Origin of the sequence: Fusibacter tunisiensis (genome assembly GCF_016908355.1) — a bacterium.
Taxonomy (GTDB): domain Bacteria; phylum Bacillota; class Clostridia; order Peptostreptococcales; family Acidaminobacteraceae; genus Fusibacter_D; species Fusibacter_D tunisiensis.
Genome location: NZ_JAFBDT010000001.1, coordinates 91,795 through 106,407, shown reverse-complemented (window position 1 = coordinate 106,407; position 14,613 = coordinate 91,795). Strand labels below are relative to the sequence as shown.

At 36.8% G+C, this 14,613-nt stretch carries 18 protein-coding genes; all 18 read right to left on the bottom strand.

From position 1 onward, the window contains the following. Positions 1-9: 9 nt before the first annotated feature. The 18 genes from JOC49_RS00565 to JOC49_RS00480 all read right to left on the bottom strand — a co-directional run bounded on the left by JOC49_RS00565 (position 10) and on the right by JOC49_RS00480 (position 14,607). Positions 10-873, bottom strand: a complete 864-nt coding sequence (locus JOC49_RS00565; RefSeq protein ID WP_204661137.1) for a MinD/ParA family protein — start codon at positions 871-873, stop codon at positions 10-12. 20 nt (positions 874-893) lie between these two features. After that, positions 894-2,033 (bottom strand): flagellar biosynthesis protein FlhF, encoded by a 1,140-nt coding sequence (gene flhF / locus JOC49_RS00560; protein ID WP_204661135.1) that lies wholly within the window; start codon positions 2,031-2,033, stop codon positions 894-896. Further along, complete coding sequence (flhA, locus tag JOC49_RS00555; protein ID WP_204661133.1) at positions 2,033-4,069, bottom strand: flagellar biosynthesis protein FlhA; 2,037 nt, start codon at positions 4,067-4,069, stop codon at positions 2,033-2,035. The genes flhF and flhA overlap by 1 nt, the downstream gene beginning before the upstream one ends. A 10-nt stretch (positions 4,070-4,079) precedes the next feature. Then, positions 4,080-5,165: a flagellar biosynthesis protein FlhB gene (gene flhB / locus JOC49_RS00550; RefSeq protein ID WP_204661131.1), complete on the bottom strand. Its 1,086-nt coding sequence runs from the start codon at positions 5,163-5,165 to the stop codon at positions 4,080-4,082. A gap of 15 nt (positions 5,166-5,180) precedes the next feature. Then, complete coding sequence (gene fliR / locus JOC49_RS00545) at positions 5,181-5,921, bottom strand: flagellar biosynthetic protein FliR (protein ID WP_204661129.1); 741 nt, start codon at positions 5,919-5,921, stop codon at positions 5,181-5,183. 42 nt (positions 5,922-5,963) lie between these two features. After that, positions 5,964-6,233 carry a flagellar biosynthesis protein FliQ gene (gene fliQ, locus JOC49_RS00540; protein ID WP_204661127.1) on the bottom strand — a complete coding sequence of 90 codons (270 nt, stop codon included), beginning with the start codon at positions 6,231-6,233 and terminating at the stop codon, positions 5,964-5,966. 12 nt (positions 6,234-6,245) lie between these two features. Next, on the bottom strand, positions 6,246-7,031 hold the full coding sequence (fliP, locus tag JOC49_RS00535; RefSeq protein ID WP_204661125.1) for a flagellar type III secretion system pore protein FliP: 786 nt from the start codon (positions 7,029-7,031) through the stop codon (positions 6,246-6,248). Further along, the gene (locus JOC49_RS00530; protein ID WP_204661123.1) at positions 7,015-7,410 is read right to left on the bottom strand and encodes a flagellar biosynthetic protein FliO; all 396 of its coding nucleotides are present in this window, start codon (positions 7,408-7,410) and stop codon (positions 7,015-7,017) included. Before JOC49_RS00530 ends, fliP begins: the two co-directional genes overlap by 17 nt. A 9-nt stretch (positions 7,411-7,419) precedes the next feature. Beyond that, complete coding sequence (locus tag JOC49_RS00525; protein WP_204661121.1) at positions 7,420-7,782, bottom strand: response regulator; 363 nt, start codon at positions 7,780-7,782, stop codon at positions 7,420-7,422. A gap of 17 nt (positions 7,783-7,799) precedes the next feature. Beyond that, positions 7,800-8,933: a flagellar motor switch phosphatase FliY gene (gene fliY, locus JOC49_RS00520; RefSeq protein ID WP_204661120.1), complete on the bottom strand. Its 1,134-nt coding sequence runs from the start codon at positions 8,931-8,933 to the stop codon at positions 7,800-7,802. After that, complete coding sequence (fliM, locus tag JOC49_RS00515; RefSeq protein WP_204661119.1) at positions 8,926-9,933, bottom strand: flagellar motor switch protein FliM; 1,008 nt, start codon at positions 9,931-9,933, stop codon at positions 8,926-8,928. The genes fliY and fliM overlap by 8 nt, the downstream gene beginning before the upstream one ends. 75 nt (positions 9,934-10,008) lie before the next feature. Continuing rightward, entirely contained in the window at positions 10,009-10,431 is a 423-nt protein-coding gene (locus tag JOC49_RS00510) for a flagellar basal body-associated FliL family protein (protein ID WP_204661118.1), read from the bottom strand. A gap of 13 nt (positions 10,432-10,444) precedes the next feature. Further along, complete coding sequence (locus JOC49_RS00505; RefSeq protein ID WP_204661117.1) at positions 10,445-11,194, bottom strand: OmpA/MotB family protein; 750 nt, start codon at positions 11,192-11,194, stop codon at positions 10,445-10,447. Continuing rightward, complete coding sequence (locus JOC49_RS00500; RefSeq protein WP_204661116.1) at positions 11,187-11,975, bottom strand: motility protein A; 789 nt, start codon at positions 11,973-11,975, stop codon at positions 11,187-11,189. The genes JOC49_RS00505 and JOC49_RS00500 overlap by 8 nt, the downstream gene beginning before the upstream one ends. A 26-nt stretch (positions 11,976-12,001) precedes the next feature. Continuing rightward, complete coding sequence (locus tag JOC49_RS00495; protein WP_204661115.1) at positions 12,002-12,202, bottom strand: flagellar FlbD family protein; 201 nt, start codon at positions 12,200-12,202, stop codon at positions 12,002-12,004. A 57-nt stretch (positions 12,203-12,259) separates the two neighbouring features. Beyond that, entirely contained in the window at positions 12,260-13,645 is a 1,386-nt protein-coding gene (locus tag JOC49_RS00490) for a flagellar hook protein FlgE (RefSeq protein ID WP_204661113.1), read from the bottom strand. Positions 13,646-13,720: 75 nt separating this feature from the next. Beyond that, complete coding sequence (locus JOC49_RS00485; RefSeq protein WP_243423523.1) at positions 13,721-14,122, bottom strand: TIGR02530 family flagellar biosynthesis protein; 402 nt, start codon at positions 14,120-14,122, stop codon at positions 13,721-13,723. Between the two features lie 17 nt (positions 14,123-14,139). After that, a complete protein-coding gene (locus tag JOC49_RS00480) occupies positions 14,140-14,607 on the bottom strand; it encodes a flagellar hook assembly protein FlgD (RefSeq protein WP_204661112.1) in 468 nt (155 codons plus the stop codon). Positions 14,608-14,613: the final 6 nt, after the last annotated feature.

Genomic DNA, 14,613 nt, shown 5'->3' with positions numbered 1-14,613 from the left:
TATACCACCTTATATTTTATTCATCAATTTATTTAAAAAACTTCTAAAGCTGTGATTGCTTTTACTATATTTACCATTATTGTCGAGGTTATACGCAATATTTTCTATACCTTTGCTGGCAATTGCCCTCGGATAGGCTTCTAATAAAGGGACTTGTTTTCTAACAGCCCTTTTCAAGTTGTTGTCTTCAAAAATATACCCCAAATTTTCCAGTTCTTTATTTAAAAATTTAGTAACTGCTTGCTGCATTTTATTAAAGACTTCGTCCCCTTCTTCATTGCTTTCAACACGATTAATAATCAGTTTGATCTTTTTTGTATCCTCTTTTATGATGTTTTTTACCAAAGCATATGCATCTGTAATTGAAGTTGGGTCAGGCGTAATCACCACAATTACATCTGATGCCGCATCAATAAATGAGAGCACTGACTTACTTAACCCTGCACCTGTATCAATTAAAATGTAATCTGAAACTTCATTAAAATACATCAAACTTTGAATCAATTTTTCAAGTTCTTCATTGGCCAAGTCAATTAAATCCATGATACCAGAGCCGCCAGATATAATATTGATACCATATGGGCCTTCAATAATTACGTCTTGTATCGGCACTTCTCCTTTAATAACATGTGACAAATTATATTTTGGTACAATGCCAAAAAGAACATCTACATTTGCAAGTCCAAGATCTGCGTCAATAATAGTGACGCGTTTTCCTAACTTTGCAAGCGCAATGCTCATATTCACTGTGAAATTTGTTTTGCCAACCCCACCTTTTCCACTTGATATTGTAATGATTCTTGCGTCTTGTACTGAATTTTCAGCTATGTCTACATCCCCTACAATATCTCTTAGTCTTTGAGCTTGATCCATTTCAACCCCCACTTAACAAATTAGGCCTCATCAAAAATAATTTGAATGATTTTTTCACGATCAGCTTCTTCAATGTCATCTGGTACACTCTGTCCAGTTGTAACATAAGAAAGCGGTTTACCGGTTAAAACTTTAAGATTGAGAATATTGCCATAAGCCGTTGCCTCATCAAGTTTAGTGAATAACAATCGATATTCCTCCAAGAATTTATAGGAATCGATGATGTTTTTCATGTCTTTAAATCCAGTTGTCATGCTCATAACCAGAAAAATCGTCGCATGATCTATAAACTGCATCAGCTCATCAAAATCTGACTGAAGTTCCTTACTTTTGTGGCTTCTGCCCGCAGTATCAATCAAGACATAATCTTTATCTTTAAACTTATATAAGGCCGATTCCAATTCACTGGCTTCGTAGATAACTTCAAGTGGTATTCCTAAAATCTCACTATAGGTCTTAAGTTGTTCCACCGCTGCAATTCGATAAGTATCTGCCGTAATTAACCCAATGCTTTTATTTTCTACCAAAGTTAATCTTGCCGCTATCTTTGCTAGCGTAGTTGTTTTTCCAACACCTGTCGGTCCTAAAAAAAGATAGATTCCAGGATTACCAGGTAAATCCCGATCAATGGTTTTTACCTCACCAAGATATTCCCTTGCAATTACTTTCATAGCGTTTAAAATCGATTCATGATTCTTTTCATTGATGCTTATTTGTCTTTGAACGATTTCCATGATTTTTTTTGCAATCGATTCCTGTATGTCTTTCTCTTTAAGGTAATCAATGTACACCGACTCTTTTGCTGGCTCTGAATCAACCTGTACAGCCCGTTCAGTATGCTCAATGTGATCCACTTTTTCAATGAGAATTTGAACCATTTTTTTTAATTCCATCATTTCAGAATTCACCACAACGGGTTCTTTAACAGGTTGTACATGCTCTGGTCTAGAGTTGTTTTCAGAAACTTGTCTGGTTTTCTTCGGCAAAACTGGCTCATCAATAGCTGCAACAACTTCAAGCACAGTTTTTTTAAACAGGCCAAGAAACCCTCCAGTTTTGATCTTTCTTGTGTTCAAAATCACAGCATCCATTCCAAGTTCATTTTTAATTTTTATCATGGCTTCGCTCATATCGTTAACCAAATATCGTTTTACTTTCATTATGCACTCACCATCCCGGCAGATTGTATTTCAATGTCTGACTCAATTTCATTATACGACAATACAACTAATTCTGGTATTGCCTGCTGTGATATGCGCTTAAAATAAAATCGTACAATTGGTGCCGTAACAACAATTGCTTGTTCTCCCATTTGAAGCAACTTTTTAATTTCTTCACTTAAACTTGATAGTATTGATTGCGTTGTCATTGGGTCCAAAGATAAAAAAGTACCATTTTCATTTGTGTCTATAGACTCCATCAACATATTTTCAAGTGATTGCTCTAATGTAACCACTTTTGCTTCTCCAAAAGGAAAATACTGTTTTGATATTTGTCTGGATAATTTTTGTCTAACATATTCTGTTAAAATATTGACGTCTCTCGTTGAACGGGCATGGTCTGCCAAAGTCTCCAAAATAGAAACAAGATTTCTAATAGAGATTCCTTCTGACAAAAGATTTGCCAATACTTTTTGAATGTCACCAATCATCATTAAATTTGGTATCAATTCCTCAAGAAGGGCGGGATTTGATTCGCGGATATTTTCAACTAAATTTTTAACATCTTCTCTACTTAAAAGTTCATGTGCGTGCTTTTTAATAACTTCTGTCAGATGTGTAGAAATAACTGAAGAAGGATCTACAACCGTATACCCTAGCAGTTCTGCCTTTTCCCTCAAATCCGATTTAATCCATTTGGCAGGCAAGCCAAAGGCAGGTTCAACGGTATCTATTCCCTCTATCTCACCTTCGACACTCCCAGGACTCATCGCCAAATAATGGTCAAAGACAATGGTGCCATATGCAATATCATTGCCTTTAATTTTAATCAAATATTGATTGGCATCCAACTGAATGTTGTCCCGCAAACGAATCATAGGCACAATTAAACCAAGTTCTAAGGCAATCTGCCGCCTAATCATAACCAATCGGTCAAACAAGTCTCCCCCTTGATTTGGATCCGCTAATGGAATTATACCGTAACCAAACTCAAGTTCAATAGGATCGACTTGCAATAAAGGCATAATGTTTTCAGGCCGTCTCATGTCATCTTTTGAAGTATCCTCTGGCACCTCTTCAACTTCTGCCAGTTTCTCCTCCTTTTTTGTCACTTGCATTGCCCGATATCCGAGCAAAAGAGCAGCACCGCCAACCACTAAAAAGGGTAATGTTGGCAAAGGCGTTCCAGCTCCCAACAACACTAAAAATGATCCAACAATATACAAAACAACTCTTCGCATAAATAATTGCGCAAACACATCAGTTCCGAGGTTCTCTTCTGATGCAGATCGTGTCACAACAATACCCGTTGCAACAGAAATCATAAGTGCAGGTAATTGACTGACCAAACCATCACCAACAGTTAAAAGCGTAAATTTACTGATTGATTCCACCAATGGCAAGCCCATCATAAAAGTACCAATTAAGAAACCCGCCAAAATATTAATAACAGTAATTAAAATTCCCGCAATTGCATCACCTTTGACAAATTTACTGGCACCATCCATTGCCCCATAAAAATCTGCTTCACGTTGGATCTTTTTACGTCTTTCCTTTGCATCTGATTCATTTATCAGGCCCGAGTTCAAATCCGCATCTATCGCCATTTGTTTCCCAGGCATAGCATCCAGTGTAAATCTTGCAGCAACTTCAGATACCCGTTCAGAACCTTTTGTAATAACTAAGAACTGAATAATTACAATAATAATAAAAATAATAAAACCTACAACGGCATTTCCGCCAATAACAAAGTCGCCAAATGCTGCAATGACACTCCCTGCTTGTCCTTCACTTAAAATATAACGTGTTGTTGAAATATTTAAAGCAAGCCTAAACAACGTTGTAATCAGCAAAATTGAGGGGAATACACTAAATTCTAAAGTTTCTCGCATAAACATTGACAAAACTAAAATTGTTAGAGCAAGTGCTATATTAAGCGCGAGAAAAAAATCCAAAAGGCCCAAAGGGATTGGAATAATAATCAATAAAATAATTACAATAACGAGAATTGCTACACTTATGTCACTAAAACGCATTTATTGCCTCCTAAGCGTTTCTTTTTAATGTATATACATATGCCAGTACTTCTGCTACAGCCTCATAAAAATCCGGAGGTATAAAATCGCCAATATCCACTGCCTTATATAGCCCTTGAGCCAAGGGCTTGTTTTCAACCAATGGCACTTCGTTTTCTGTGGCCACACGTTTAATATTTTGTGCAACCAAATCTTGCCCCTTTGCCACAACACGAGGTGCATCCCCTAAATTTGAATCATACTGTACAGCAATTGCATAATGTGTTGGATTTGTTATAACAACGTCAGCTTTGGGAACTTCCTGCATCATTCGACTCATTGCAAATGCCCGTTGCTTTTCTTTGATTTTTGCTTTCAATTGAGGGTCACCCTCGCTTTGTTTGTATTCGTCCTTTATTTCCTGCTTGGTCATCATAATATCTTTTTTGTTTTTCCATTTCTTAAAAGCAAAATCAAAGACAGCAATTACAAATAAAATTAAAGCAGACCTTATGACAACACCGAAAACCAAATCCCACATAATTAGAACAATTTGACCAGTTTCAAGTTCCATTGTAAGTAGGATTTCGCTAATTCTAGATGTAATAAATGTCCAAGATACGTACAAAATCAAGCCAGCTTTAAATAAGGACTTAAGCAGTTCAACCAAAGATCTGGTAGAAAACATATTTTTAAATCCCTTTAGAGGATTAATTTTATTTAGTTTTGGTTTAATAGGCTCAATTGTAAAAAGTACCCCCACCTGCATATAGGATAGCAGAACCCCCACAATCATTGCTACAACCAAAGGTGGTAATGATAGTTTCAGTATGGTGAGCAAGACTTCTTGTAGCAGTTGATTGATGCCTTGACTGGAATACAAAAAAATAGGGTCTTCCGTTAAATTCATAATAAAGTGATAAAATCCAAAAATTTCATCCACATAAAAGTCACTTAAAAAAGAAAGGGCAGCAAAAACTGCAAGTAATGAAAAAGCACCATTCAAATCTTTCGATTGTGGGACTTGACCTTTCTCGCGTGTGTCTCTGATTTTTTTCGCCGTGGGCTGCTCTGTTTTTTCTTCTGAAAAAAGCTGTAAATCATAATATTTCAGCATACGGCCTCCTTAATATCAAGGGAAGAGATTGAAAAATTGCGTTACATATTTAAAACCATGACCTATAACTTCTGCAAAAATTTCATAATAAAATGGCATGAGGATGATGAATAATAAAAAACCAAAAAAAATCTTAAACGGCATCCCTAAAATAAAAACATTCATTCCTGGCATTGCCTTTGCAAGTAATCCCAAAATAATATTAGAAATTAAAACTGTAATTACAAAAGGGGCTGCTATTTGAAAGCCAATAACAAAAGTTTCTCTCAGTGCGTCTAACAAAATAGGAAACGATGTCACGGAAAAAAAACTAAACCCTAAGGGAATTCTTTCAAAGGAAACGGTCATTGCCGTAATCAATTCATGGTGAAAATCTAACTGAACAAAAATCAATGTGGCAAAAATATAAAAGAGATTGGCTGTAATTGGAATTTGTGATTCATCCATTGGATTTACCACATTAACCATAGAAAAACCAATATCACGGTCAATAATATCCCCTGCAAAGTAAATAAAATTCCAATATAAAGTTAAAACAAATCCTACAAAAACGCCAATCATAAGTTCACTTACAATTTTAGCGCCCAAATCCAAAAAAGTAGATACATCGTAAACTACGGTTGAGGATATTAATGGGTTAATTAAGATTGCTAAAAAAAACATTAATCCAATTCGAAGCGGTGCAGGATAATTACGGCTGCCAAAGAATGGCGCTGTAAAAATCATACCTCCCATTCGTGCTGCAACCAGAATCAAGTCCAAAACAGGTACCGAATACAGCATCTAACCCCCTCGATTCTAATAGATTATCAAATCAATCATATTCATAATCATTGTCGTAAAGTCAATCAAAGAATTAATCAACCACGGCCCTGTGAACATCATTACCAGGAATACAACAATAATTTTAGGTACAAAGGCCAATGTCGCTTCCTGAATTTGTGTTGTTGCTTGAAAAATTGCAATCAGAAGTCCTATTAATAGACCACTTAAGAGCATAGGTGCAGAAAGAATCAAAATCATCTTTATGGACTCAGTAAACAAATCTATGATCATACTTTCATTCATCAAGGGCCTCTTCTATCTTATACTTAAAATCAATTTTTCAACTATCAAATGCCAACCATCAACCATAATAAAGAGTAAAACCTTTATTGGAAGCGATATCATAACGGGTGGTAACATCATCATTCCAAGTGCCATAAGCGTTGAAGCGACAATCATATCAACCACAATAAACGGGACAAAAATTAGAAAACCAATTTCAAAACTCAACTTCAATTCGCTGATAATAAAGGCAGGCACGACGACAGTGAGTGGTAAATCATCGTTGGTTTCCACCGTTTCAATTTCAGCAAGTTCGACAAAAAGTGCCAAATCCTTTGATCGAACCTGTCTAAGCATATATTCTTTAAATGGTTCTGAAGCTCTGTCTACTGATTCTTCTAAGGTTATAGTGCCTTCTTGCATAGGAACATAAGCATTTTCATAAGCATCCGTAAAAACAGGTTGCATGATAAAAAATGTTAAAAAAAGTGCCAATCCTATCAAAGTCTGATTGGGTGGTGTAGACTGTAAAGAAAGTGCACGTCTAACAAAACTTAACACAATTACAATTCTCGTAAAGGAAGTCATCATAATAAGAATTGATGGTGCCAACGAGAGTACAGTTAGCAACAGCAAAATTTGAATGCTATTGGCCACTTCAACTTCCCCCTCTTCATTGTCAATGCTTATGTTTATGTTCGGAAGTTCCAAAGAAGTAGCCCCATAAGAGGGTAGAGAAAATGAAATTAATATAGACACAACAAAAAAAAGCAACAAGGCTTTTTTAAGTTCCCCAAATAAATCATTGATTGTTGTCATTGGTTTTCTCTCTCTTTTGTATAGATTCTTTAAGTTGCTTTACAAAAGACAACTCTTCTACAGTAGATTTTCGCTGAAAATCCATAGGATCTAGATCATCTCTTTTATCAACGACGTGTATGCCAGTCTTATCAACAGCTAACAAATAAAAAATATTCTCCAATTCTACTAATACCAAACTCTTATCATTTGAAAGAAGGGTTCTTTCCAAAACCCTGATTTTTCTTCCTTTCAATGACATCTGATTTTTCTTAGTTAGAGCCTTAGAGAATATCCATAAAACGGATATAAATAATGTGGCTACAACGATGTACCTAATTGTGAACCACACATCATCCGTCTGATTATATGTTGTAAGAGCATAGGTGAATAAGCTCATACTTATCACCTATCCCAAAACTTTCTTAACTGCTTCTATCACGCGATCAGCTTGAAATGGTTTTACTATAAAATCTCTAGCGCCTGCCTGTATAGATTCAATAACCATTGCTTGTTGTCCCATTGCAGAACACATAACAACTTTCGCATTTGGATCAAAAGATTTAATTTCTTTAACCGCTTGAATCCCATCCACTTCTGGCATTGTAATGTCCATAATAACAAGCTCAGGTTTGAGTTCCTTGTATTTTTCAATTGCCTTTTGGCCATTCTCGGCTTCTCCGACAACATCATATCCGTTTTTGGTGAGAACATCCTTAATCATCATCCTCATGAATGCCGCGTCATCGACAACCAATACTGTGTTAGCCATATTACTCCTCCTTAAATCTATTCAGTGACTTTTCTTGGTATGACAATATCTGTAATTCTGATGCCATAATTTTCATCTACTACTACAACTTCACCCTTAGCAATTCGCTTGCCATTGGCAAGTATATCTAGCGGTTCACCGACCAATCGATCTAATTCAATCACTGTGCCAACGCCAAAATCCAATATCTCATTGATTTTTTTCCCTGTTTTCCCGAGTTCTACGGTAATCTCAAGCGGCACATCCCGAATTAAGTCTATATCATTATTATAATACATTTGTGCAGAATTGCTATCAAAATTTTCAAATTGGAGTGGAACTGCATTGACTTTTTCATTCGAAACGCGACTTGGTGATTGATCTTCCTCATAATAATAAGCCTGTTTAGGAGGCGCAACGCTTGGTGAAATCACATCTTCTGCTTCTGCAGGTTCAGGTTGCTTCTCTTTAGCGGGTGCTGGCTTAGCTTCTTGCTCCGGCTCATCTTTGCCAGAAATCAAAGTCGAAACCATCTGCTTGGCAACTTCAAGCGGTAACACTTGCATAATTTCACTGTCAATTAGGTCGCCAACAGTCATTCTAAACGATATTTTCACAACCCTGTCTTGATCATTGACACCAAATTGGTTGTAATCAAGTTCAGAAATTTTATCATGATAAGCTTCTGGTGGTGAAATATCAATTTTTTTCCCAAGCATTTCAGACAAGGAAGTCGATGAAGACCCAATCATCTGATTCATCGCTTCACTAATTGCACTTAAATGCAAATCATTTAATTCACTCGATACATTTGTACCATCATTCCCCATCATCAAGTCAGTTATAATTTTAACATCTTTTTCATGTAAAATCAAAAAGTTTACACCCTCTATACCAACTCGATAGGTAATGTTTATCAGAACTGAAGGGTCCACAAACTCGTTGGCAAGAGCCTCCATTGTTGTTTCTGATACTTTAGGGGTTGTAATGGTTACTTTCTTATTCAATAATGTAAAGAGAGTTGTTGCAGCAGTCCCCATGCTGATGTTTCCAATTTCACCTATGGCATCAGCTTCTTCATCAGTCAAAGCTTCAACCGTACTATTTTCAGTTACAGGTGCACCGCCACCCAATAAAGCATCTATTTCTTCTTGAGATAGCATATCAGTCATCTAGATCATCTCCTCCCTCTACGACTTCAGTTATCATAACAGCTATATTTTTTTTCTTAATACCCGGTTTTCCTTTGAACTTCATTTGCCCTTCAACATAAACGCCAAAGGAATCTTCCACCTTTTGATCCAAAAGAATGATATCCCCTCTTTGAAGATTCAACAATTCAGCAACTGAAATTGCAGATTTTCCAACAACAGTGGATAAAGCGAGTTTTGACTTAGAGATTCCTGTCTCTAACGCGCCCCGTTCTTCTTCAGTAATTTCCTTTTTATTGGTTGTTGCAAACCACAAACGCGAACTTAAACTCGGTAAAATTGGTTCAATAACATAATGTGGGATACAAACATTTACCATGCCCTCTATATCCCCTATGTGAATGTTAAAGGTTACAAGCGCTATAGATTCTGCAGGTGAAACAATTTGAGCAAACTGAGAATTCGTTTCAATGTTCTCAAGTTTTGGTCTAAGTTCTACAATATTTCCCCATGGTTCTTTTAGTAAATTTATAAATTTAATTAAAATGTTTCTAAGAAGTGTCATCTCAATTTCTGTTAACGATCGATTTTCCTTTGAAGCCGCTTTCGCTTTATTATTGCCACCTAGAACGCGTTCAATCATTGCATAGGCAATGTCTTGAGAGACATCAATAATAATTTGCCCATCAAATGGTGAAAAATCAACGATTCCTAAAATTGCAGGATTAGAAATCGAGTTGCTAAATTCTGTGTAAATCAAACTTTGAACAGATATAACATCAACTTCTATATAAGTGCGTAAATACCCAGATAAAAAGTTGTTTAAAAGGCGGGAAAAATTCTCATGAATAATCTCTAAAGTTCGAAGTTGATCTTTAGCAAACTTATCTGGTCGACTAAAATCGTACTTCCTAACTTTACGTTCCTTCTTTTCTTCCTCTATGTCCTTTACATCCACTTCACCGGTACTTAAGGCGGTTAGCAGTTCATCTATTTCATTTTGTGACAATACATCTGACATACAACCACCTCCTTATCATTAGAGTATTAAAGAAATACTATATCAGAATAATTATCGGCAACATCTCGATAAAACTTAACCTTGAACTACAAAAGGTTGTATATAAATGTTGCTGATTGTATCTTCATCCGATTCAAGAACATCAATTACCATATTCCGAATTCGATCTCTAAGTCTTTGCTTTCCATTAACTTTTGCAATATCTTCTGACAACGTCGACCGCATAATTTCATCAATATTGTTTCTGATTTTTGTTTTATTAATGTCGAGTTGTTCTAAGAGTTCTTCGTTCGTATACTCAATTGTCACCTGATATTTTACGATTTTTGCACTATCTGAATCTGCAAGATTTGAATATTCTTCATCCAACAAATACTCGTAATATACAATAGGCTCTTCTTTGTCACTGTTCATCATAAAAAAGACCACTACAGCACCAACAACAACAACAAGCAATAAAACCACTGCTATAATAATTATAAGTATCTTCTTGTTCATAAATTGCCCCCTTCTATTCTTCATCCTCTTCTAAGTCAGCTTGTTGGTTCACCACCACAACGTCAACGCGTCTGTTGGCAGCTCTGCCTTCTTCAGTATCATTGCTTGCAACAGGCCTATATTCACTAAAGCCAGCAGCTGATATACGCTGTGGCGACATCCCAGCAGCTTCAACAAAATACCTAACAACATTTGTTGCCCTTTCTGTAGAAAGTTCCCAGTTGGATGGATGTTTAGAGGTATTTACAGGCACATTATCTGTATGTCCCTCAACCCTAATTTCTTCGCTTATTAATTCATCAGTGGTTAACAAGCCAACTAAAAAATCAAGCACCTCATAATAATTTGGGTTTATAATTGCACTACCCGATGAAAAAAGGACATTGTCTTCAAATCGAATAACCAGTCCCCTTGCTTCAAGTTCTAGCGTAATTTGAGCTTCCATATCATTTTCTTCAAGGTATTCTTCAATTTCTGTTTTTAAATTTTCCAACTTCTTCATTTCAACAACAGATTCTTTTGAAGTCTTACTTTCAGGCATGGCATCAAATACAAACGGTGCTTCTGAAAGTGACTTTCCGCCAGAGAGTACGCCTGCTGACCCTTGAAACGATTCCATTACTGCCTCAAATTTTTGAGCGTCTATCGACGAAAAGGCAAAAAGTAGAACAAAGAAACACATGAGCAAGGTAACCATGTCACCATATGTGGCCATCCATGCAGGAGAGCCTTCTTTACATTCTGGACACTTCTTCTTAGCCATTTTCTGATTTCGCCTCCTGTGTCCCCACAGTCTTTCGAACTGATGGCGGTAAAAATACTTTTAATTTTTCCTCAATAATCCTAGGGTTTTCCCCAGCCTGTATAGACAACAAACCTTCAATCATTACATTACGAATAAGAACTTCTTCATTGCTCTTAAGGCCTAATTTAGCTGCCATTGGGATAAAAATCAAATTGGCAAATAAGGACCCATAAAAAGTGGTTAGAAGGGCTACAGCCATGGATGGACCAATGGATGATGGATCGGATAAATTTTGGAGCATGGCAACAAGACCAATTAAGGTTCCAACCATACCAAAAGCAGGCGCAAGTGTTCCCATCATTTCAAGCATAGATTTACTTTTCGAATGCCTGTCCGATAAATTCTCAATTTCAGTTTCCATGATATTTTTGACCAGTTCAGGGTCAGTTCCATCTACAATTAGCATGACACCTTTTTGAAGGAATTCATCATTGATTTCTGAAACAGCTTCTTCAAGTGCTAAAAGGCCTTCTCTTCTAGCCACATTCGCAAGTTCAATAATTTTCCCGATAATTTGATCAATATTAAACTCGCTGTTCTTTACAGTTTTGCCAATTACCTTTCCAATGTTAAGGACTTCTTTCAACGGAAAGGCAACCAAGTATCCCGCTATGGTTCCACCCAGTACAATTATAAGAGATGCAGGGTCAATGTAACTGCCCAAATCACTATTGGTTAAGATTCCCCATGCTACAAGTGCCAACCCCAGCACAATTCCAATGATTGTTGTAATATCCAAAATAACACCTCTTTTACTAATCTATTTTATTTCTCTATACTTATATATTGACTTATTTTTGCATGATATTCAAGAATACTTTGAATAACTGCTTCAACCGACTCTTTTACGATTATTTTTTTTCCGGTTGTAAGTGTAATAACCGTATCTGGTGTTTCTTCTATGAATTCAATCAAACTGGAATTGACGTAGATAGGGCTATCGTTCAGCCTTGTCACTTTTATCATGTGTCACCTCTCACTTAAACACTAAAACTACCCGTAGGATCGCTACGGGTAGATAAATTATCGTTTCAGATTCACAAGTTCTTGCAAGATTTCATCACTGGTTGTAATAACTCTTGAATTAGCCTGAAAACCTCTTTGTGTCGTAATCATATCCGTAAACTGTGCGGATAAATCCACGTTACTCATTTCAAGTGCACCTGGTGTTAAAGAGCCAAAGCTACCTGAGGCCGGTATGCCGTATTTAGGTGAACCGGAGTTAGGCGTTGCTTGGAACATATTGCTGCCCATCTTCATGAGTCCCCCTGGATTGTCAAATGAAACAAGCCCAATTATTTGAGGCTTTTTATCATCCTCTTCTTCATACATGTTTGTATTTCCATTTGTATAATAAGAGATTACCTCACCTTTTGAGCTGATGTTAAATGATGAAATAGAGCCTGCTGAAAATCCATCCATCTGAATACCTCTGGCATCTGAATCTTGTGCGTACTGGCTAAATGATGTTTGAGCATTTGGACTTGTGTCATCCCCATTTAAATAAAACATAGATTTGTTTAATGGAATATTAAGGGCTGCTGCACCTGGAATTGGGATGTTGCGCTCGTCTGTTAATGTCGCATAAGCAGAATCATATAGACCCACAACATTTCCATTTTCATCAAAACCTACGTAAAACGTTTCAGCACTATCCCCTATATATTCTCCAAGACCATCTCCGTCGTCAGCAATTGCGTCTGTCCCTCCGGGAAATACTCTTAAATCACCACTTTCTCTTTGCATTGTAATTGTCATTTTTCTTACTGAAACGGCATTATCCGCTGTTAAATCCGCACTAGTAGCCGTAGTTATTGGGTCTTCGAGAAACTTTATATCAAAGGTATGGGTATCTCCCAAAGAATCATAGGCATCAACTGTAACGCCATATTCCTTATCATTGTAATTGATATTTCCTGAAACCAAAAGTTTACTTGTGGCACTTGCATTTACAGTTTCAGACATGTTAACCTGAATTGGCTCAAAATCTTTGTCAAGGACATAATATCCCTCTACAGTTACCAAATACCCACTGGAATCCATTGAAAAGTTTCCAGCTCGAGTGTACATAATATTTTCGCCATTTCTAGCTGGTGAAACCATGAAGAAACCTTCGCCATCCACCATTAAATCGGTGGCGACATCTGTTCTTTGAATAGAGCCTTTTGTATGGTTCACTGCAATTGCAGCAGTATTTGTACCCAGGCCTACTTGCATTGGGTTCGTACCACCACGCGACTGGCTTGAAGAACTTGCACCTGCAAGTGTCTGTGAGTACATTTCTGAGAAAGACACGGCAGACGATTTATAGCCAACCGTATTTACATTGGCGATATTATTGCCAATAACGTCCATTCTTAACTGGTGTGCCTTTAGTGAGGATACACCAGAAAACATCGATCGCATCATAACGATAACCTCCTATATCGAGCAGGTCCCCTATCCATCATTCAAGGGGGGAAATAGCTTCCTAAAAAGGTCCAGCTATACGATGACTGCTCCGTCAATATTCGTAAAAACATTTTCTTTTAATTGCTCATCTGTTGCTGCTGTAATAATGGTATTGTTAGGTACACTGGCAATAAATACTTTATTGTCCATCATGATCAGCGCTTCTCTAACGCCCTTTGACTTGGCCTTGCCAACACCTTCTTGAATTCGATTCATCTCAGCTTCAGTAAGCGTAATATTTCTTTGATCCAAACGCGTAATTGCATGTTTGGAAAATTTAACTTGATCAGAATCCTTAATTTTAGATAAAACATCATTAAATGAAGGTCCCTTTGTATTTATTCCTTTTTGTACAGCTTGCGTTTTCGGCGCTTCAGCAGGATTGACTTTGAGACGCTTCAACATATAATCACTGTTCATTTTTGTCGGACTCATCTCACCACCACCTGATTCTAATCATTTGCCAAAAGTTCAAACAAATCAGTGTCTTCAACAGAAGTTTCACTTTCAAAGTATTGCGTAAGCATCTGATTCATTTTCATCAATTCTTCAAGAATCTTTGTGTTTTGTTCTAATAATTTTCCCGATTCTTCAGTTGTGCCACTTTTCTCAACCGCTTCTTTAAGTTCATCTAACTGGGTTGAAATAAGAGCATTCAATTCATTTGTACCCTCAATAGAGCCCACAATATTTGACAGCTGTTCCACTGATGAAAATTGTGCCATTTGAGCCATATAATCCTTATTATCCACTGGCTCGAGGGGATTCTGATTTTGAAGTTGAGCCATCATCAATTTAAGGAAAGCATCTTTATCCAGTTCTTGTGACGCTTTTCGCTTTTCATTTGCTTTGTCATTGCTAATGACATTCAACTTTTCAATTTGATCTTGTGTAAATGTTCCACTAATTGGAAATGCCATATTTAC

What these genes read in the sequence shown, in the direction of transcription:
- JOC49_RS00565 (WP_204661137.1), bottom strand. Translation starts at nt 873, where the DNA reads ATGGATCAAGCTCAAAGACTAAGAGATATTGTAGGGGATGTAGACATA.
- flhA (WP_204661133.1), bottom strand. Translation starts at nt 4,069, where the DNA reads ATGCGTTTTAGTGACATAAGTGTAGCAATTCTCGTTATTGTAATTATT.
- flhB (WP_204661131.1), bottom strand. Translation starts at nt 5,165, where the DNA reads ATGCTGAAATATTATGATTTACAGCTTTTTTCAGAAGAAAAAACAGAG.
- fliP (WP_204661125.1), bottom strand. Translation starts at nt 7,031, where the DNA reads ATGACAACAATCAATGATTTATTTGGGGAACTTAAAAAAGCCTTGTTG.
- JOC49_RS00505 (WP_204661117.1), bottom strand. Translation starts at nt 11,194, where the DNA reads ATGGCTAAGAAGAAGTGTCCAGAATGTAAAGAAGGCTCTCCTGCATGG.
- fliM (WP_204661119.1), bottom strand. Translation starts at nt 9,933, where the DNA reads ATGTCAGATGTATTGTCACAAAATGAAATAGATGAACTGCTAACCGCC.
- JOC49_RS00510 (WP_204661118.1), bottom strand. Translation starts at nt 10,431, where the DNA reads ATGAACAAGAAGATACTTATAATTATTATAGCAGTGGTTTTATTGCTT.
- fliY (WP_204661120.1), bottom strand. Translation starts at nt 8,933, where the DNA reads ATGACTGATATGCTATCTCAAGAAGAAATAGATGCTTTATTGGGTGGC.
- JOC49_RS00490 (WP_204661113.1), bottom strand. Translation starts at nt 13,645, where the DNA reads ATGATGCGATCGATGTTTTCTGGTGTATCCTCACTAAAGGCACACCAG.
- JOC49_RS00530 (WP_204661123.1), bottom strand. Translation starts at nt 7,410, where the DNA reads ATGAGCTTATTCACCTATGCTCTTACAACATATAATCAGACGGATGAT.
- JOC49_RS00525 (WP_204661121.1), bottom strand. Translation starts at nt 7,782, where the DNA reads ATGGCTAACACAGTATTGGTTGTCGATGACGCGGCATTCATGAGGATG.
- JOC49_RS00495 (WP_204661115.1), bottom strand. Translation starts at nt 12,202, where the DNA reads ATGATAAAAGTGACAAGGCTGAACGATAGCCCTATCTACGTCAATTCC.
- JOC49_RS00485 (WP_243423523.1), bottom strand. Translation starts at nt 14,122, where the DNA reads ATGAGTCCGACAAAAATGAACAGTGATTATATGTTGAAGCGTCTCAAA.
- JOC49_RS00480 (WP_204661112.1), bottom strand. Translation starts at nt 14,607, where the DNA reads ATGGCATTTCCAATTAGTGGAACATTTACACAAGATCAAATTGAAAAG.
- flhF (WP_204661135.1), bottom strand. Translation starts at nt 2,033, where the DNA reads ATGAAAGTAAAACGATATTTGGTTAACGATATGAGCGAAGCCATGATA.
- fliQ (WP_204661127.1), bottom strand. Translation starts at nt 6,233, where the DNA reads ATGAATGAAAGTATGATCATAGATTTGTTTACTGAGTCCATAAAGATG.